General features: G+C 59.1%; 15 protein-coding genes. 6 read left to right on the top strand and 9 right to left on the bottom strand.

The window, feature by feature from the left end; translation table 11 throughout:
- Positions 1-46: 46 nt before the first annotated feature.
- Positions 47-1,405, bottom strand: coding sequence for a glutathione-disulfide reductase (gene gorA / locus Q8R10_RS15600; protein WP_305654769.1), 1,359 nt, complete (start codon positions 1,403-1,405; stop codon positions 47-49).
- Between the two features lie 86 nt (positions 1,406-1,491).
- On the opposite strand from gorA, the gene Q8R10_RS15595 reads away from it, so the two are divergent.
- Positions 1,492-1,914, top strand: coding sequence for a VOC family protein (locus Q8R10_RS15595; protein ID WP_305654768.1), 423 nt, complete (start codon positions 1,492-1,494; stop codon positions 1,912-1,914).
- A 128-nt stretch (positions 1,915-2,042) separates the two neighbouring features.
- On the opposite strand, the gene Q8R10_RS15590 is transcribed toward Q8R10_RS15595, so the two are convergent.
- Positions 2,043-3,467: an IS1182 family transposase gene (locus Q8R10_RS15590; RefSeq protein WP_305654767.1), complete on the bottom strand. Its 1,425-nt coding sequence runs from the start codon at positions 3,465-3,467 to the stop codon at positions 2,043-2,045.
- A gap of 378 nt (positions 3,468-3,845) precedes the next feature.
- On the opposite strand from Q8R10_RS15590, the gene Q8R10_RS15585 reads away from it, so the two are divergent.
- Complete coding sequence (locus tag Q8R10_RS15585) at positions 3,846-4,508, top strand: endonuclease (RefSeq protein WP_305654766.1); 663 nt, start codon at positions 3,846-3,848, stop codon at positions 4,506-4,508.
- 34 nt (positions 4,509-4,542) lie between these two features.
- Here the strand turns inward: Q8R10_RS15585 and hutC are convergent, their stop codons facing one another.
- From hutC to hutI, 6 genes are all read right to left on the bottom strand, one after another.
- A complete protein-coding gene (gene hutC / locus Q8R10_RS15580; protein ID WP_305654765.1) occupies positions 4,543-5,259 on the bottom strand; it encodes a histidine utilization repressor in 717 nt (238 codons plus the stop codon).
- Between the two features lie 92 nt (positions 5,260-5,351).
- Positions 5,352-6,887, bottom strand: a complete 1,536-nt coding sequence (gene hutH / locus Q8R10_RS15575) for a histidine ammonia-lyase (protein WP_305654764.1) — start codon at positions 6,885-6,887, stop codon at positions 5,352-5,354.
- A gap of 70 nt (positions 6,888-6,957) precedes the next feature.
- A complete protein-coding gene (locus tag Q8R10_RS15570; RefSeq protein ID WP_305654763.1) occupies positions 6,958-8,364 on the bottom strand; it encodes a cytosine permease in 1,407 nt (468 codons plus the stop codon).
- Between the two features lie 62 nt (positions 8,365-8,426).
- A complete protein-coding gene (hutU, locus tag Q8R10_RS15565) occupies positions 8,427-10,085 on the bottom strand; it encodes a urocanate hydratase (protein ID WP_305654762.1) in 1,659 nt (552 codons plus the stop codon).
- Between the two features lie 217 nt (positions 10,086-10,302).
- The gene (hutG, locus tag Q8R10_RS15560) at positions 10,303-11,244 is read right to left on the bottom strand and encodes a formimidoylglutamase (RefSeq protein WP_305654761.1); all 942 of its coding nucleotides are present in this window, start codon (positions 11,242-11,244) and stop codon (positions 10,303-10,305) included.
- The gene (hutI, locus tag Q8R10_RS15555; protein ID WP_371133365.1) at positions 11,234-12,394 is read right to left on the bottom strand and encodes an imidazolonepropionase; all 1,161 of its coding nucleotides are present in this window, start codon (positions 12,392-12,394) and stop codon (positions 11,234-11,236) included. The genes hutG and hutI overlap by 11 nt, the downstream gene beginning before the upstream one ends.
- 334 nt (positions 12,395-12,728) lie before the next feature.
- Here hutI and Q8R10_RS15550 point away from each other — a divergent pair, with 334 nt between their 5' ends.
- The 4 genes from Q8R10_RS15550 to Q8R10_RS15535 all read left to right on the top strand — a co-directional run bounded on the left by Q8R10_RS15550 (position 12,729) and on the right by Q8R10_RS15535 (position 17,951).
- A complete protein-coding gene (locus Q8R10_RS15550) occupies positions 12,729-13,433 on the top strand; it encodes a HutD family protein (RefSeq protein WP_305654759.1) in 705 nt (234 codons plus the stop codon).
- 114 nt (positions 13,434-13,547) lie between these two features.
- A complete protein-coding gene (locus Q8R10_RS15545) occupies positions 13,548-15,275 on the top strand; it encodes a type I secretion system permease/ATPase (RefSeq protein ID WP_305654758.1) in 1,728 nt (575 codons plus the stop codon).
- 7 nt (positions 15,276-15,282) lie between these two features.
- Positions 15,283-16,620 (top strand): HlyD family type I secretion periplasmic adaptor subunit, encoded by a 1,338-nt coding sequence (locus Q8R10_RS15540; protein ID WP_305654757.1) that lies wholly within the window; start codon positions 15,283-15,285, stop codon positions 16,618-16,620.
- 2 nt (positions 16,621-16,622) lie between these two features.
- Positions 16,623-17,951: a TolC family outer membrane protein gene (locus Q8R10_RS15535; RefSeq protein WP_305654756.1), complete on the top strand. Its 1,329-nt coding sequence runs from the start codon at positions 16,623-16,625 to the stop codon at positions 17,949-17,951.
- Here Q8R10_RS15535 and Q8R10_RS15530 read toward each other — a convergent pair.
- Entirely contained in the window at positions 17,948-18,787 is an 840-nt protein-coding gene (locus Q8R10_RS15530) for a hypothetical protein (RefSeq protein ID WP_305654755.1), read from the bottom strand. The genes Q8R10_RS15535 and Q8R10_RS15530 overlap by 4 nt on opposite strands.
- Positions 18,788-18,805: the final 18 nt, after the last annotated feature.

Here is an 18,805-nt window from a genome sequence, read left to right as displayed (position 1 = left end):
TCTGTTGCGGCTCTGCAGCACGAACGAGTGCATCTAGTTGCTGCTGTTAGCGCTCCACCGGCGCGCGCATGGTGACAAACTCTTCGGCGGCCGTTGGGTGGATGCCCATGGTGTCGTCGAAGTCTTGTTTAGTTGCGCCCGCCTTCAGCGCCACGGCGATACCTTGAATAATCTCACCCGCGTCCGGGCCGACCATGTGGCAACCGAGCATGCGATCATTATCCGCATCGACCACTAACTTCATCAGAGTCTTTTGCTGGCTGTCGCTAAAACTCAATTGCATCGGCCGGAAACGGCTTTCGAAGATTTTGATGTTATGGCCGGCGGCCTTTGCCTGCTCTTCGCTTAAACCGACGGTGCCGATATTGGGCAGGCTAAATACCGCCGTGGGAATCAACTGGTAATCGACCGGACGATACTGCTCCGGTTTAAACAAGCGTCGCGCCACGGCCATGCCTTCGGCCAACGCCACAGGGGTTAATTGCACGCGGCCGATCATGTCGCCGATGGCCAGAATCGACGGTTCAGTGCTTTGGTAATGCTCATTCACCTGGACATAGCCGCGCTCATCTAGCTCGACAGCGGTGTTTTCCAAGCCTAAGTTGTCGAGCATCGGTCGCCGGCCAGTGGCATAAAACACCGCATCAGTGACCAGTTGCCGACCATCTTGCAAGGTTGCCAGCAGACTGCCATCGGCTTGCCGATCAATTTTGCTGATGTCGGTGTTGAACTGCAGATCGATACCGCTCTTTTCCAGTTCTTCCTTTAGATGTTGACGCACTGCCCCGTCGAAACCGCGCAAGAACAACTCACCGCGATACAGCAACGAAGTTTGAGCACCCATGCCGTGGAAGATCGAAGCAAACTCAACCGCGATATAACCACCGCCGACCACTAACACTCGCTTGGGCAACTGCGCCAAGAAGAATGCTTCATTGGAGGTGATAGCGTGTTCGATCCCCGGAATGTCGGGCTTCTGCGGCCAGCCGCCAGTAGCCAGCAGGATGGTTTTGGCGCTGTAGCGCTGACCATTAACCTCCACGTGATGGGCGTCAAGCACGCGCGCGTGGTGCTCTAGCAAGGTCACGCCGCTACTGATCAATAAGTTTCGGTAGATGCCATTCAGGCGCAAAATTTCGCGATTTTTATTGGCTATTAAGGTTGGCCAGTCGAAGCTTGCCTCCTCCATCGCCCAGCCAAAACCCTTGGCCTGGGCGAATTCATCGGCAAAATGAGCGCTGTAAACCAGTAGCTTTTTGGGCACACAGCCAACATTAACGCAGGTACCGCCCAGATAGCGGCTCTCGGCCACGGCCACCTTGGCGCCAAAGCCGGCGGCAAACCGCGCCGCGCGCACGCCGCCGGAACCGGCCCCAATCACGAACAGATCAAAATCGTAAGTCATTAGTTATCCTCAAGTATGCCGCCCAGAATAACGCAAACAGCAATCTGCATACCTAAACTGAACAGGTGCTGATTGGAGTTTTAGTGATGCGCCCTACCCTGACCCATATAGCTTTGCATGTGCCCGACCTTGACGCCTGTATTGAGTTTTACCAGGACTACTGCGCTATGCAGGTGATTCATCAGCGTGCAGGTAAAGGTTCGCGAATAGTCTGGATGGCTGAAGCCGGCAAGGAGCATGAGTTTATTTTCGTGCTGATGCCGGGTGGACAGTCTCGGCAATTGGCCAGTAATGATTACAGCCATTTTGGCTTTGCCTTGGGCAGCCGCGCGGCTGTCGATGCCCTCGCCGTTCGCGCCCAGGCTGCTGGCTGCCTGATCTGGCCGCCGCGTGACGAGCCTTATCCAGTGGGTTATTACTGCGGATTGCGCGATCCGGCTGGTAACTATGTTGAGTTCAGTTACGGTCAACCTTTGGGGCCGGGTTCTGAGCCTATGGTCATTATGTAAGCGGTCACAAAAAAGCCACCCTCACAGAGTGTGTGAAAACGCATTTCTGCGATCCAAAAACAAACGCCCCGACTGGTTCGGGGCGTTTGTTTTTGGAGGATGTAAGCGTTGGTTTTTTGAAAAACGGATTATCCGTCCATCAAGGCGATCATTTGGCGGGCGCCCAGCACGTTAATCGCTCGTTTGAGGTTGTAGGCCTGTACCGCTAGGGCCATTTCCGCACGCGCCCCACTCAATTGGCGCAGGAGGAAGCGGCCGTTGCCGAACAGCCATTGCTTGAGGTTGCCAAACGGGTGCTCAACGATGGAGCGCCGCCGGATCATCATCTCCGGGTGCGCCTTCAGTCGATGCTCCATGCGTTCGAAGGCGTCCTCGTGCGCATGCCGGGTGAGGTAGCGGCGCTTGGCCTTGGTGCATTGCGCCTTTAGCGGACACAGCGCGCACTGGTCGGCGCTGGACGCATAGACCCGCTGACCCTTATTGAGATTTTTCAACTCCAGGATTTGCCCATTCGGGCAGCGATAGCTGTCGGTTTCAGGGGCGTAGATAAAAGCACTGCGATCAAATTGCTGGCCGTCGCCCTGGTTGTTGATCGCCCGATTGGGCGGCACATAGGCCGTGATGCCCGCGTCTTCGCAGGCTTGAAACTGCTCGCCATTGGAATAGCCGGCATCGGCGGTGACACACAGTTCATCTTGTTCCAGCAGGGCTTTGGCTGCCTTGGACATCGGCGCCAGCTGCTTATTGTCGGCGCCGTCCTGGGTGACTTCGTGGTTCAGGATCAGGCAGTGCTCGGCATCTACCGCGCTCTGAATGTTGTAAGCCACCCGCGGACCGAGGTGGGTGCGCATCATGCGAGCATCCGCCTCGCCAATCACAAACTGCTCGAGTTGCTGCGCCTCCATCAACTCTTGGCAGGTGATGTTGTCGGCATGTTTGCCTTGCAGTCGCAGCAAGGTGGCTTTGATGGCTGTGCGATCAATCACCTCGGCGGACTCGGTCTGATCGGCCTCGTCCAACTGCGCCAGGTAGGTGGCGATGTGCTTTTCCAGTTTCTCCTGCTGGCGTTTGAGTTGCTTAAGACTTAGGTGCTTGCGTGCCGCCGCCACGGCCTGAAATTTACTGCCGTCGATGGCAACGAGCTGCCCGGTAATCAGACCGACTTTGCGACAGAACTGTACAAATGCCCGGCAGGTCGCGCTGAACGCAGTGCCGTTGTCTTTGCGAAAATCAGCAATGGTCTTGAAGTCCGGCGCCAAGCGACCGAGTAGCCACATCACCTCGACGTTACGCTGACATTCCGCCTCCAAGCGTCGAGACGAGCGAATGCGTTGAAAGTAGCCGTATAGATACAGCTTGAGCAGATCTGCTGGGTCATAGGAGGGGCGCCCCGTCTGCTTGGGCTGGGTCTTGCTGAAACCCATTTCGCGTAAGTCCAAACGAGCCACGTAGGCCTCTATCACGCGCACCAAATGATCGTCGGGAACCAAGTCGTCCAGTGATACCGGAAACAAACTGTCCTGATTGCGCGCCTCGCCTTGGATGTAATGCATAACCAAAAATGCCCATATCTCACGATATGGGCATTTTCTACATCTCCAGCTCAGACCGCCAGGTTTTCACACAGTCTGCGAGGCGGGGTTTTGTTTTACATCCTGACATCCGTGATCTAGCCGCCATCCTGGCGGAACTCCTACATATCCCTGTGACTTACTTGCGCGTCCTGCGCAGCATCCTTGCGTCCTGAACAACAGAATAGCCAAGCGGGCCCCATGCGGTAAGCGCCGATCAACAGCAGCTCGTGTAAGCTAAAGCCTACAAAATCGCCAACCCAACGTCCGCTCTGGTTTATTTTGTGACCTGCGTCTTGTTAGACTCGATTTGTCCTACAAAACAATCGGTCGCGACCACACGACCACGGGGTTAGAACCATGCGTGCAGTTGTTATTGCCCTTAGCTGCCTGGCCGTTTACATCACCGCAATTCCCGCCCAGGCGGGCGGCCAAAACCAGTTGGAGAGCCCCAAGGCCAGCGCCGGGCAACTGTTCTGGGGCGAACTTTATCCGGCAGGCGGTACCTCGCTGTATTGCGGCCAGCCTTTTACCGCCAGCCACAACTCGCTGATGGCCAGCCCGGTTTACAGCAGCAAACACATCAAGAGTGCGCTGCGCTGCACCTCCGACCAACAGTGTCTGCAGAGCAATCCGCAATACCCCTATATGCTTTCCGATCTGCATAACCTCTACCCGGAGTTGACCCGTATCGAGCTGGCTCGGCGCGGCGCCCAGTTCGGCAACCTAGGCGCCGAGGTGCCCAGTGAACTCGACAACAGCGGCTGCAACCTCAAGGCCAGCTACCAGCTCATCGAGCCGCGTGACGAGGCCAAGGGCAATGTCGCCCGGGCGATTTTTTACATGCACATCGAGTACGGTCTGCCGATTGTCGGCCAGCTGCAAATGTTCAAACAGTGGCACCAGATGGACCCGCCAGACGCCGACGAGAAGGCCCGCAACGAAAAAATCTTCAGCCTGCAAGGCACCCGTAATCGCTTTATCGATGACCCAAGCCAGGTCGAGTTATTGATTAAGGGCTGATCCGGCAGACTCCAAGCGACAACAAAAAGGCCTGCTAACGGCCGCGCCGATTCAGGCTTGAGCGCAGCTTGTACCTGTCACCCGGATGGGTCAGGCGGGCGTAGCTGATCAGATGCTCATCCGACCAGGTGCGGCGGATCATGCTCAGGCAGGCCGCGGCCGGGTCTATCTCCAGCCAGCGCGCGCTTTGCTCGTCGACCAGCACCGCCTCGACCACGTGCTCGACATCGGAGATCGGGCAGTTGGCGACCAGCACCTCGTTAGGCGTGTGCAGGGAAAAATCGGTTTGCAGATACTCGGGCACCCAGCGCGGATTGACGAAGCGCTGCTCCAGCTGGATCGGAATGTTGTTCTCTCGGTGCACCAGCAGGGTATGAAACACCTGACTGCCCAGGCGCACGCCGAGCTGTAGCGCCACTTCATCATCGGCGGCGATAGCCTCGCAGCGCAGCACCTGGTTGCTATAGGCATGGCCGCGGGCGCGCACTTCGCTGGCGATATTCAACACCTCATGCAGGGACGACTCGGCCTTGCGGTCGGTTACGAAGGTGCCCAAGCCGGCCTGACGAATCAGATACCCTTCCTGCACCAGATCACGAATGGCCTTGTTGGCGGTCATACGACTGACGCCAAAATCGCGCGCCAACTGCTCCTCCGGCGGTATCTGCTGATGCACCGGATAGACGCCATTTTGCATGCGTTCGAGCAGATAGTCCTTGATTGCCTGGTAGCGGGGTACGGTGCTGGCCACATGGGCTCCCTGAGTGATGACGCTGCCCTGGATGATACCGCCCAGCGCTCACCACGGGCAGACTGACGCAGCAGAAATCCCCCAGCCGCCGTTCAGTCAAACGACGGCAGCAAGCTATTGGGCGCTAGCGTATTGAGCACCCGCGTCGCCAACAGCGCCTCGGCGGCGGCGATATCCGGGGCGAAAAATCTATCCTCGAGATAAAACGGCACCTGCGCGCGCAGCAACCCACGGGCCTGCTCCAGCAACGGCGAGCTTTTGCGCCCGGCGCGAAAATCCAGGCCCTGACAGGCCCCCAGCCATTCGATGGCGAGCACCCCACGGACGTTAGCCGCCATCTCCCACAGACGCTTGCCGGCGGCCGGGGCCATGGACACATGGTCTTCCTGATTGGCCGAGGTCGGCAGGCTGTCGACGCTGTGCGGGTGGGCCAACGCCTTGTTTTCGCTGGCCAGCGCCGCCGCCGTCACCTGGGCGATCATAAAGCCGGAGTTGACCCCGCCATTGGCCACCAAAAACGGCGGCAACTGCGACATATGCTGATCCATCATCAGCGAGGTGCGCCGTTCGCTCAGCGCACCGATTTCGGCGATGGCCAGCGCCAGGTTATCCGCCGCCATGGCCACCGGTTCGGCGTGAAAGTTGCCTCCGGAAATCACCTGATTGTCGGCGGCGAAGACCAGCGGGTTGTCCGACACCGCATTGGCTTCCAGCGCCAACACCTCGGCGGCCTGGCGCAGCTGGGTCAGGCAGGCGCCCATCACCTGCGGCTGGCAGCGCAGCGAATAAGGGTCCTGAACCTTGTCGCAGGCGGCGTGGGAGCGGCCGATCTCGCTGCTGACGCCAAGCAGATGCCGATACGCCGCAGCAGCATCGATTTGCCCCGGCTGACCACGGGCGGCATGGATGCGTGCATCGAAGGGCACCCGCGAACCGAGCGCGGCCTCGACGGTCAGGCTGCCGCATACTGTGGCGGCGGCGAACAGATCTTCGGCCTCAAACAAACCGCGCAAGGCATAGGCCGTAGACACCTGGGTGCCGTTGAGCAGCGCCAGGCCTTCCTTGGCCACCAGCGTCAGCGGCTGCAAGCCGGCGATTGCCAGGGCTTCGCGGGCCGGCAGCCATTCGCCGCGATGGCGCGCCTGGCTTTCGCCGAGCAACACCAGCGACAGATGGGCCAGCGGCGCCAGATCACCGGAGGCGCCCACCGAGCCCTTGAGCGGAATATGGGGATAGACCTCGGCATTGATCAGGGCAATCAGCGCCTCGATCAGCAGCCGACGTACGCCGGAAAAGCCGCGCGCCAGACTGTTGACCTTGAGCAGCATGATCAACCGCACCAGATTATCGTCCAGCGGCGCGCCGATGCCCGCCGCATGGGACAACACCAAGGAGCGTTGCAGTTGCTGCAAGTCGGCACTGGCGATGCGGGTCTGGGCCAACAGGCCGAAGCCGGTGTTGATCCCGTAGGCCGTGCGGCCCTCGTCGAGGATGCGTTGCACACAGGCGACGCTGGCGTCGATAGCCGCATCGGCGCTCTCATCCAGGCGCAGTTGCTGCGGTTGCTGATAGACGCGGCGCAATTGCGCCAGCGTCAGTTGTCCGGGTCGCAGTGTGAGGATGCTCATAATTCGGCTCCTTGGTTCGCGGCCTTGCCTGGCAGGCTGCGCAGGCAAGATTTAGCAGCATACTGCCAGTCTAAGCGGCCTGCTCTTGGGCCCGTACCTGGGCCGTGCTGCGGGCCAGTAAGTAGTAATGCAGGCCCGGCACCAGCAGGCCGACTATCCAGGAAATATCGATACCGCCCAGCGCCGCGACCATGGGTCCGGAGTAGAAATGGGTATCGACGAAGGGCAATTGAATCAGCACCCCGGTGACATACACGCTGATACCCATCAGGTTCCAGCGCCCGTAGCGGCCATCCGGGTCGGACAACGCCGGCACGTCATAATGCCCTTTGTTGATGAAGTAATAATCAACCAAGTTGATCGCACTCCAGGGCGTGAAGAAGGTCAGCAGAAACAGGATGAAGAACTTGAAGGCACTGAGAAACGAGTGCTGGCCGAGCAACGCCAAGGTGGTGGAGGCAGCAACAATGGCCAGCACAAACAGCATGCGCTGCAGCGCCGAGATCTGCAGGCGCCCGCGAAAACCGCTGATCACGGTGGCCACGCACATGAAACTGCCATAGGCATTCAGGGTCGAGACCGTCACCTTGCCCAGCACCACGCTCAAATACAGCAGCGCCGCTATCACCCCGGTACTGCCCAGGCCGACGATAGTCGCCACCTCATGACCACGGAAATTGTCGCCAGCCAAGGCCCCCGCGAACACCCCCAGCACCATCGAGGCCTGAGCGCCGAGCACGGTGCCCAGGCCGACGGCAGTGAAGGTTTTCCAGCTGGAAGTCTTGCTCGGCAGGTAGCGCGAATAGTCCGCCACGTAAGGGCCGAAGGCGATCTGCCAAGAGGCGGAGAGCGACACCGCCAGCAGGAAGGTGCTCCAGCTGAAGTGGCGATTTTCCAGCAACAAACCAATGTCGTTGAGCATCAGCAAGCGGCTAAACAGATAAGCGAAGGCGATGATGCCGATGACGCTGGCAATCCGGCCAACCAGGTGGATCACCTTATAACCGAAGGCCGTCAGCAGCGTGATGCAGGCGGCGAAAATCAAGATGCCAGTGTTGTCGCTGACATCGATCAGCTGGGCGATGGCCTGCCCCGACAGCACCGCGCCGGTGGCGCTAAAACCCAGGTACATCAGGCACACCAGCACAATCGGAATGGCCGCGCCGTAGACCCCGAACTGCACGCGGCTGGAGATCATCTGCGGCAAGCCGAGCTTGGGCCCTTGGGCGGCATGCAGGGCCACCACCACGCCACCGAACAGCTGGCCGATCAGCAAACCAATCAGCGACCAGAACACATCGCCGCCCAGCACCACCGCCAGGGCCCCGGTGACTATCGCGGTGATCTGCAGGTTGGCGCCCAGCCACAGGGTGAACTGGCTGTAGAGGCTGCCATGGCGCTCGGCCTCGGGGATAAAGTCAATCGAGCGCTGCTCGATCAACGACTGACGCGGTGAACTCTCACTCGGTTTACTCATTGCTGTGTGCTCCTCTGGGGGCATGATGCTTTTTTATTGTTGTTGGGTGCAGCGGAAAATCTTTACTTCAGCATCGGCAGGTTAAGGCCCTGCTCCTTGGCGCACTCGATGGCGATGGGGTAGCCGGCATCGGCGTGACGCATCACCCCGGTGGCCGGGTCGTTGTGCAGCACCCGGGCGATACGCGCCGCGGCTTCATCAGTGCCGTCGGCGACTATGACCATCCCCGCATGCTGGGAGAAACCCATGCCGACCCCGCCGCCGTGATGCAACGAGACCCAGGTGGCGCCGCTGGCGGTGTTCAGCAAGGCGTTGAGCAGCGGCCAATCGGAGACCGCATCGGAGCCGTCTTGCATGGCTTCGGTTTCGCGGTTGGGGCTGGCCACCGAGCCGCTGTCCAAATGGTCGCGGCCGATGACGATCGGCGCCGACAACTCGCCGCTGCGGACCATCTCGTTGAAGGCCAGGCCGAGCTTGGCGCGCAGGCCCAAACCGACCCAGCAGATGCGTGCCGGCAAGCCCTGGAAGCTGATGCGCTCGCGGGCCATGTCCAGCCAGTGGTGCAGATGAGGGTCGTCGATCAGCTCTTTGACCTTGGCGTCGGTCTTGTAGATATCTTGCGGATCACCCGACAAGGCGACCCAGCGGAATGGGCCAATGCCCCGGCAAAACAGCGGACGGATATAGGCCGGGACGAAACCGGGGAAGTCGAACGCCTTGGCGACGCCCTCCTCCAGCGCCATCTGGCGGATGTTGTTGCCGTAGTCGAAAGTCGGCACGCCCATCTGCTGAAAATCCAGCATGGCCTGTACGTGCACGGCCATCGATTGCTTGGCGGCTTTGACCACGGCCGCCGGCTCGGTCTTGGCGCGGGCGCGGTATTCGTCCCAGGTCCAGCCGGCCGGCAGGTAACCGTTGAGCGGGTCGTGGGCGCTGGTCTGGTCGGTGACCATGTCCGGGCGCACGCCACGACGCACCAGCTCCGGCAGAATTTCCGCCGCATTGCCACACAGGGCAATGGAGATGGCCTGGCCTTCGGCGCAGTATTTGCTCAGCCTCGCCAGGGCATCGTCGAGGCCCGATGCCTGCTCATCGACATAGCGGGTCTGCAGGCGGAAATCGATGCGCGACTGTTGGCATTCGATGTTCAGCGAGCAGGCACCGGCCAGGGTGGCGGCCAAAGGCTGGGCGCCGCCCATGCCGCCCAGGCCTGCGGTGAGTACCCAACGGCCCTTGAGGCTACCGGCGTAATGCTGGCGGCCGGCTTCGACGAAGGTTTCGTAAGTGCCCTGGACGATGCCCTGGCTGCCGATATAAATCCAGCTGCCGGCGGTCATCTGGCCGTACATGGCCAGGCCCTTGGCATCCAGCTCGTTGAAATGCTCCCAGGTCGCCCAGTGCGGCACCAAATTGGAGTTGGCGATCAGCACCCGTGGCGCATTGCTGTGGGTTTTGAACACGCCGACCGGTTTGCCGGATTGCACCAACAGGGTCTCGTCGTCATTCAGATTGATCAGGCTTTCGACGATCTTGTCATAGCATTCCCAGTTGCGCGCGGCGCGGCCGATGCCGCCATACACCACCAGCTCCTTGGGGTTCTCGGCCACTTCCGGGTCGAGGTTATTCATCAGCATGCGCAGCGGCGCTTCGGTCAGCCAGTTCTTGGCGGTCAGTTTGGTGCCGCGCGGGGCGCGGATTTCGATGTCACGGAATCGGGTCATGGCAGTTCATCTTCAAGTGATTATTGTTGGGGATTGCCTAGCAGCCTGTCGGACTTAACACTGTCCTACTGCGGAAAAGCCGGAGCTGGTCATTTTTCACGCTCTTTTTCGTTAAAGAGAGTGACTATTCGCCTCAAAAGAGCGCAAAAACTGCCTCAGCCCGGTCTTTCCCTCGCTACGAACGGTCAAGTCCGACAGGCTGCTAGCACTGATTGGCTCAGCCACTTAAGGTCAGCAGGTGCACCAGCCGCGCCGCCAGCCGCGCGGTGCGGCTGTCCAGATCGTGGCTGGGGTTCAATTCGGCCAGTTCAGCCAGGCGCAACTTGCCGCTGTCGCGCAACTGCGCCAGCAGCGGTTCGAGCAGCGCCAGCGGCACTCCACGGGCGGCCGGAGCACTCACGCCGGGGGCTTCGCAGGCGGGCAGTACGTCGATGTCGATACTCAGGTGCAGCACATCGCAATCTTCGATAAAGCGCTGCAAATCGGCGCCGATGGCCACCAAGCTGCCCTCGCGAATCTCGTGGTCTTCGCGTACCAGCACCCCTAGCGCGGCCGCCCGCTGGAACAGGGCGCGGGTATTGCTGGCCCGGCTGACTCCCAGGCAGGCATAGCGAAACGGCCAACCACGGGCGGCGCACTGTTCGGCGATCTGCGCGAAGGGCGTGCCGGAGGAATGCACCTGGGCCGGATCGCGCAGGTCAAAATGCGCATCGAAATTGACGATGCCGATACGCGGCACGGCGCCGTTAGTCAGGTGTTCGGCCAGGCCCAGCCAGCTACCAAACGCCACCTCATGACCGCCACCGAGGACGATCGGCAGGTGGCCGGCATCCAGCAAGGCGCAAACGTTTTGCCCCAGCCGCGCTTGCGCCGCCTCCAGATCGCCATCGACACAGACCACATCACCGGCATCGAACGCCGGCCCTTGACGATGCCAGGCCAGATTGGCCAAGGCCTTGCGCAGTGCCAGCGGCGCCGCTGCGGCACCGACCCGGCCGTGGTTGCGGCGCACCCCTTCATCGCTGGCAAAACCCAGCAGAGCCACGCCTGGCGGGCTGTCCAACCCCAAAGGTTGAATGGATTGGTGCCAGCGCAAGCTGTCCGGCTCGGGGTCGACTCGCCCCTGCCAGCAGTCCATGGAATAACGGTCAGCAGCCATGGGGCGCGTCCTCTTTGTGGTAGCTGATGCGGCCTTGATAGATACGCTGACGTAAGCGACCGGGCTGCACCGCGTAGGCCAGTTCGGCCGGTTGTTGGATGTCCCATAGACACAGATCGGCCGGTGCGCCGACGGCGATCCGCCCTAGCTCGGGCAAGCCCAGCGCCTGTGCGCCATGGGCGGTCATGCCGGCCAGCGCCTCGCGGGGCGTCAGGCGGAACAGGGTGCAGGCCAGGTTAAGCAGCAGGGTCGGGAAACAAATCGGCGAGGTGCCGGGGTTAGCATCGCTGGCCAGCGCCATCGGCACGCCATAGCGGCGCAACAGTTCAATCGGCGGCAACTGGGTCTCGCGCAAGCAATGAAAGGCACCGGGCAGCAGCGTGGCAACCGTGCCGGCCTCGGCCATGGCTTGCACGCCAGCCTCATCAAGAAACTCCAGATGATCGGCCGACAGCGCGCCATAACTGGCGGCCAGGGCACTGGCGCTCTGATTGGACAATTGCTCGGCATGCACCTTGACGCGTAAGCCATGGCGCTGGGCGGCCTGGAATACCCGCGCGGTTTGCGCCGGGCTGAAGGCGATGGATTCACAGAACACATCCACCGCATCGACCAGCCCTTCGGCGGCCGCCGCCGGAATCATCTGCTCGCAGACCAGCTCGATATAACCGTCGCTGTCGGCAGCGAACTCCGGCGGCAGGGCGTGGGCACCGAGCAGCGTGGTCAACACCCGCACCGGCAACAGTTCCCCGAGGCGGCGGGCGACCCGCAGCATCTTCAGCTCATCGGCCAGGGTCAGGCCATAGCCGGATTTGATCTCCACTGTGGTCACGCCATCGGCCAGCAAGGCCTGCAGCCGTGGCAAGGCCTGGGCTAGCAACTCATCCTCACTGGCCGCGCGGGTGGCGCGCACCGTACTGAGAATGCCGCCGCCGGCACGGGCGATGTCGGCGTAGCTGGCGCCCTCCAACCGTTGCTCGAACTCGCCGGCGCGATTACCGGCATACACCAAATGGCTGTGACAATCGACTAGCCCCGGTGTCATCACCCCGCCACGCCCAACCTCGACCGCGCCCAGAGCCTGCCACGGGTCGAATGTGGATTCCGGCCACAGGCCGGCCACCACGCCGCCCTCGACCAGCACCGCCATGGGTTCTGGCAAGGTGTTCAGGCCATCGAAGACACATACAGCGCGCCACAGCTGGCGTGGTGGATTGGACTTGGACAAGGGCGACTCCTCAAGCTATCTTGTATATACATTAGGCTGGCAAAATCGACTCGTCAAGGCTAAAAATCGACTTGAAGCGCACTTACAAGGAATCTAGGCCCGCGCCAGGAACCCACAAAAATTGCCTTTTAGGTCAATTTTGTGGCGTTAAACCAGTAATTACGCGCCTTCAGGCCGACGGCCAGAGCCTAGATTGGCCGCAAGCGTATTTGTATATACAGATAAAGAGTAAAAACCACGACTACCGGAGTGATGCATGGCTATCCGCCTGATTGACCGTGCCACGGCGCGCCAGATGCCCTGGAAGAACGGCGCCGGCCTGACCATTGAGCTGGCCATAGCACCGGCCGATGCCGACCTGAGTAACTTCCAGTGGCGCATCAGCAGCGCCCAGGTAGCCGACAGTGGAGAGTTCTCGCGCTTTGCCGGTATCGACCGCAGCCTGGCACTGCTGGCCGGCGCCGGGCTGCGCCTGCAGGGGGCCCAGACTGCGCCGCTACTGGTGACGGTCCAGGCGCCGGTCGCGGTGTTTACCGGCGAGCAGGCGATCAGCGCCGAATTGCTCGCCGGCCCGATCACCGACCTCAATATCATGACCCGTCGCGCCGACTGGACCCACAGCCTGCAGCAGTTACACCTGCTCGGCCGTCAGCGCCTGAACAACACTGCAGATGCACTGTTTATCTACTGCCACAGCGGCGGCCCACTCAACTGCCAGCTCGCCGACGGCCAGCAACAAGCACTCAGCCCCGGCCAGGGCCTGCTGCTGGAAGATCAAGCCAACTTGCCGGCCCTCGAACTGCAGGCCAACACGCCGACCAGCGTGTTTCTCGCCTGGCTGAATCGGGTTAACACTCAGCCACAAACAGCTCAGCCGCCGCGCCAATCACTGGGTAAACCAGGCAGTCACGCACTGGCCGAGGTTAATGCAAAAAAAAATCAGAAAAATGGGCCACGATAGGCGCCACCGGGCTGTTCCGGTATGCCGAATGACTTACACTCAGCCAAGGCGCCAGCCACCCAGTAATTAGAATTTAGCGCAGCAGCGCTGCCTTTTTGAGACGCTCAACTACCTATGCGTTTACGCCTTGATCCCGCCCGCGACATTGACGCAGCACTACTCCGCTATCGCAATCTTTTCTGGGTGATCACACTCTTTAGCGGAGTAATCAACCTGCTAACCATCGTCCCCGCGATTTACGCAATGCAGGTTTTTGATCGGGTTATGAGTAGCCGCAATGAAACCACTTTATTAGTGCTGACCATCCTGGTTCTCGGCCTATTTATGCTGAGTTCCTTGATCGAATGGGTGCGTGGCCAGGTGATGATCAAGATGAGTGCGGGCATCGATCTTGATCTGGGCGGAAGACTGTTTGGTGTCGCCTTTCAAAAAAGCCTCAAGGAGCAAAACGCCAACCCCGCGCAGGTGCTGAGTGATCTAACCGCTTTACGCCAGTTCGTCACCGGCTCTGCGCTGATTGCCATCCTTGACCTGCCCTGGATGCCAATCTTCTTGATCGCCACTTGGCTGTTACACCCGTACTTGGGCATGTTTACACTGCTGGGCGCGGTCATCATGTTCAGCCTGGCGATCTGGAACGAGCACGCCACCCGTAAAGGCCTGTCCGAGGCCAACCAAATCTCGATGATGTCGGCTAAATACGTCAACAGCACCCTGCAAAACTCCGAAGTTATTCAGGCCATGGGCATGCTCGGCAATATGCAGCAACGCTGGTCTACACAACAAAAACGGTTAATAACCGCGCAATCCACCGCCAGCGATAAAAGCTCTGCAATCTCAGCCATTACCCGATTAGTGCGCACAGCGTGGCAGTCATTGGCGATGGGACTGGCGATGCTGCTGATCCTTGACGATCAAATTACCGGCGGGGTGATGATGGCGGTGGGCTTTCTGATCAGCAAAGCCATGCAACCGGCGGAGCAAGCCATCAGCTCCTGGAAACAACTGGACAACGCCAAAGCCAGTTATCAACGCCTATGCACACTGCTCGATGAGTTCCCCAAGCAGGCCGAACGCATGGCCCTACCCGCGCCAACAGGCGCCATCCGCATTGAACGACTGATAGTCACCCCACCCGGCAGCAAGCAACCCGTGCTGAACGGTGTCGATCTAGCGCTAAGCAAGGGCGAAGTATTGGCCGTGATCGGCCCTAGCGCATCCGGCAAATCATCGCTGGCCCGTGCCATAGTTGGCGTATGGCCGGCCGCGCATGGTTCGGTGCGTCTGGATGGCGCAGAAGCAAGTCAGTGGGCACGCGAGGCTATAGGCCCACACATTGGTTATCTGCCGCAAGACATTGAGCTATTCGCCGGCAGCGTGGCGGAAAACATCGCCCGCTTTGGCGAGGTGAACTCCGAGCAAGTTATCACCGCCGCCACTCAGGCAGGCATTCACCAGATGATTTTGCGCTTTGCCAATGGCTATGACACCCAACTCGGCCCGGGAGGTATTGGACTTTCTGGCGGGCAGCGGCAACGCATTGGCCTGGCCCGTGCGCTCTATGGCATGCCCGCCCTGGTGGTGCTGGATGAGCCAAACTCAAACCTGGATGATGCCGGCGAAGCCGCGCTGGTTACGGCCATTGGCGAGATGCGCAGCAACGGCACTACGGTAATACTGATCACTCATCGACCGAGCGTTCTCGCCGTAGTCGACAAACTACTAGTACTGCAAGACGGCACGCAAAAACTCTTTGGACCGCGCGACCAAGTGCTTAAAGCCCTGATGCCGGCCGCGCAGACCAACGCAGTAACCGCTCAAGCCAATAGCCCAAAGAGTTAAAGCAACGATGTCCACAGAACAACAAAACGCTACCGAACTAGCGCGTAGCGCATCTGTACGTGACGCAGCAGGCAGTGCAAAACTAGGGCTGTGGATTATTGCCATAGGTCTTGGCGGCTTTTTACTCTGGGCTAATTTTGCACTATTAGCCCAAGGTGTAGAGGGTAACGGTACAGTGGTCGTGGCTGGCGAGCGTAAAACAGTGCAATCACTATCGGGAGGCAGTGTTGAGGCAATTTTGGTGCGCGAAGGCGATCATGTACAAAAAGATCAGTTATTACTGCAACTCAATACCGTCCAAGCACAGTCACAATTAGACGTAGCACTCGGTCAATGGCTCAGTGCTCGCAGTGTCGAAGCGCGGCTGATCGCCGAAAGTCAGATTCACGACAGCATTCACTGGCCGGACGATCTCCTCACCAGAAGCTCCGACCCGCGCGCGCGCATAGACATGCAGTTACAGAGCAATATGTTTGAAACCCGTCGAGCCGAGCTCGATAGCCGCTTACAAATCATGCACAGCGCGACCGAGTCACTTGAGGAGCAATTGACCTCCTACAAACAGATCAAAACCCACCTTGAAACCCAGCTTAGCTTTCAACGCCAAGAACTCGACGGATTGCGCGCGCTAGCCGCTGAAGGCTATGTGCCGCGTAACCGACTGTTCGAAGCCGAACGTAACTCGGCGCAGATTAGCGCCCAGCTAACGGCTGGCATTGCCGACATAGGCAAAACCCGTCAGGCCATCAACGAGAGCAAACTGCAAGCGCTGCAAGTGCGTCAAGCTTTTCGTATCGAAGCCGAGTCCCAGCTAACCGCTATTTCTAGCGAAGCCTCAAGCCTGACCGAGCGGATTAAAGCTCTGGAGTTTGAAGTACGCAACGCCGCAATTCGCGCCCCCGTAGCGGGTCAAGTGATCAATCTAATAGTGCACACAGAAGGGGGGGTAATACCTGCCGCTCAGCGCTTGATGGATATCGTGCCCAAGGGTTCCGCTTGGATTATCAAGGCAAAATTTGAACCCCTGGTTGCCGACCGACTACTACCTGGTCTACCGGTAAATTTGCGGTTCGCGTCAGTAACCAGTGCCACGCTACCCATGGTCACGGGCAAAGTGATCAACGTTTCTGGTGACCAACTGCTTGATGAGCAATCCCGGCTACCGTATTTTTCCGTTGAGGTCGAAGTTGGCGCCGACGCAGTGGCCACCCTGCTGGAAAACGGCCTTGATGTTAAGCCAGGGATGCAAGCATCCGTATTGGTGCAGACCGGTGAGCGCACGTTTATCAACTACCTGCTTAAACCTATGACGGCACGGTTTCGCAGCGCCCTGAAGGAAGAGTAAGCATGCGTGCCATAGCCCTATTGATAGTGGCGTTGAGCGCACTGAGCGCGCAGGCGCAGGTGGCGCCCGTGTCACTGCTCAATGCCTACGACAGCTCGCTGCTCAACGATCCGGCCTACCAAGCTGCGACCTTTGATTACCGCTCGTCACAACAAGAAGCGGGCATAGGCATTGCCGGCCTTTTACCGCAAATAAGTGCGAGCTCGCGCGTCGGCGAAACCAAACAGCTTAGAGAGCAAGTCAGAAGCACGTTTAACAACACTGGAGATGCCAGTGCTGCGAATGGCTCAGTGGCTCTTACCGCCCGTCAAGCGCTATTTGATAAAGCCAAAATGGCCTTTTATGAGCAGTCAAAAGCCCGTGAAAAAGCGGGCTCGGCACTGTACGACGACGCCTCGCAAGAGCTTTTCGCCCGCGTTGCAGAGGCCTATTTTGATGTGGCACGGCAAGACAATGAGCTCAAGCTCGCCACCCAACAAAAGGCTGCGATTGAAGGCTTAGTTAAGCAAACCAGACGCCTGCTTGAAGCCGGCGACGGCACCATCACCGACACTGAAGAGGCGCTGGCACGCCTGGACTTAGTCAAGGCGCAAGAAATTGAATTTCAAGCCAAAATGCGCGCAGCCTTGCACAAGCTTTCTGGCCGAGCGGGCCTCGTAGTCGAGCAAATATCGTCACTACAAGACAACCTACCCACAGCGGCGATGCTGCAGGCCCCGGAGAATCTTCTTTACTGGCAACAAAAAGCGCTGCAAGCAGCACCAAAACTAGGCGAACGCAGAGCGTCGATTGAGGTCGCCGAAGCAGAACTCAAACTACAAAAAGCCGGTAACTACCCAACACTGTCATTCGTAAGCGAGATATCCACCCTCGCACAAGACAGCCAAGACCCAAACGTACAGCACCAATCGAGCTATTACGTCGGCCTGTCGATGGAGCTGCCAATCTATTCGGGTGGCGGCGTCACCGCCTCGATCAACAAATCCCAATACGCCCTGTCCGGCGCCATGGCGCAATACGACAGCGGCGCGCAACAGATCAGCGAAGACATCGAGCGCGATTACCTCGGCGTGGTCAGTGGCTACGATAAATGCAAAGCCCTGCAGACGGCAGTCAAGTCTAACCAGCGGGCGCTAGACTCGGCCGAAAAAGGCTATCAAGCGGGGGTACGCTCCACCGTCGACATCCTCAATGCCCAACAAGTCTTGTACGCGGCGAAACGCGACCTGCTCAACAGCAAGCTATTTATGCTGCAGAGCTATGTGAGTTTGCATGTACAGACAGGGCAAATGCATAGGGGTGTGCTCGAGAAAGTACAAAGCCTGTTCTAAACGCCCGGGATATAGCCCTGCTCGCCGGGCTCAACCAACAGATTCAACTGACCCGTATGCGGGCTCAACCAATCCATACCTGCAGCCGCCTGCGCACGCAGTTGCCTAAGCAGAAAGTAACTGCCCAGACGTTCAGCACAAAACGCCCATACCCGCGCCTGTCCATCGGGACGACGCACGGGATGCATCTCTACGCACGCCCGGATCACAGACTCGATGGCCGTGATATGCCTGATCCAAAAATCAGCGGGTAACACTCCTAGTTCGATGCCACCGGGGAAGAATATTTTCTCATCGAACAACGGACAAACTTCGCGTTTACCCAATACGCCTAACTCAACCGCCACGGCGGTAAAACGCAAAAAATCTTCGACATGATGGACATCTTTATACTGGTAAAGATAACCGAAATTTTCACCATTGACAGTGAACCCACCCGGTCGGCCGATCAGGTAATCCGATTTTTGCGGCAGCATTAATTGAGCGATATCGAACTGCAGTATCTGCGGCGCCGAGATCACATCCATAACCGTATAGTTGCTTGCCGGCACGCCGATTCTGTCAGTGGAAAGAAATTTCCGGTACTGACAAATACCCACATGTTTAATCTCTTGTGGCAGCGTCAGTAAGTAATTCTTCATTGCGAAGGCCCCGGCAGTCGCGCCAAGAACCGGATGGTACTGCTCCCACTCCGGCGCCAAATCCCGCAAATTTAACTTGCCCTCGCCTTGCGCCTCACCCATATAAATCGGTGTCACATACGCTGGATATTCAACCTGCAATGGCACATGGGTAAGGCAGGCGTAAAACAGATTATCGGGCAGGCAAGCAGGCATTATTTCCCTCGACGAGCA

Source organism: Pseudomonas sp., assembly GCF_030698175.1.
GTDB lineage: Bacteria > Pseudomonadota > Gammaproteobacteria > Pseudomonadales > Pseudomonadaceae > Aquipseudomonas.
The sequence above is the reverse complement of the archived record's forward strand: the minus strand, read 5'-3'. Positions and strand labels throughout refer to the sequence as shown.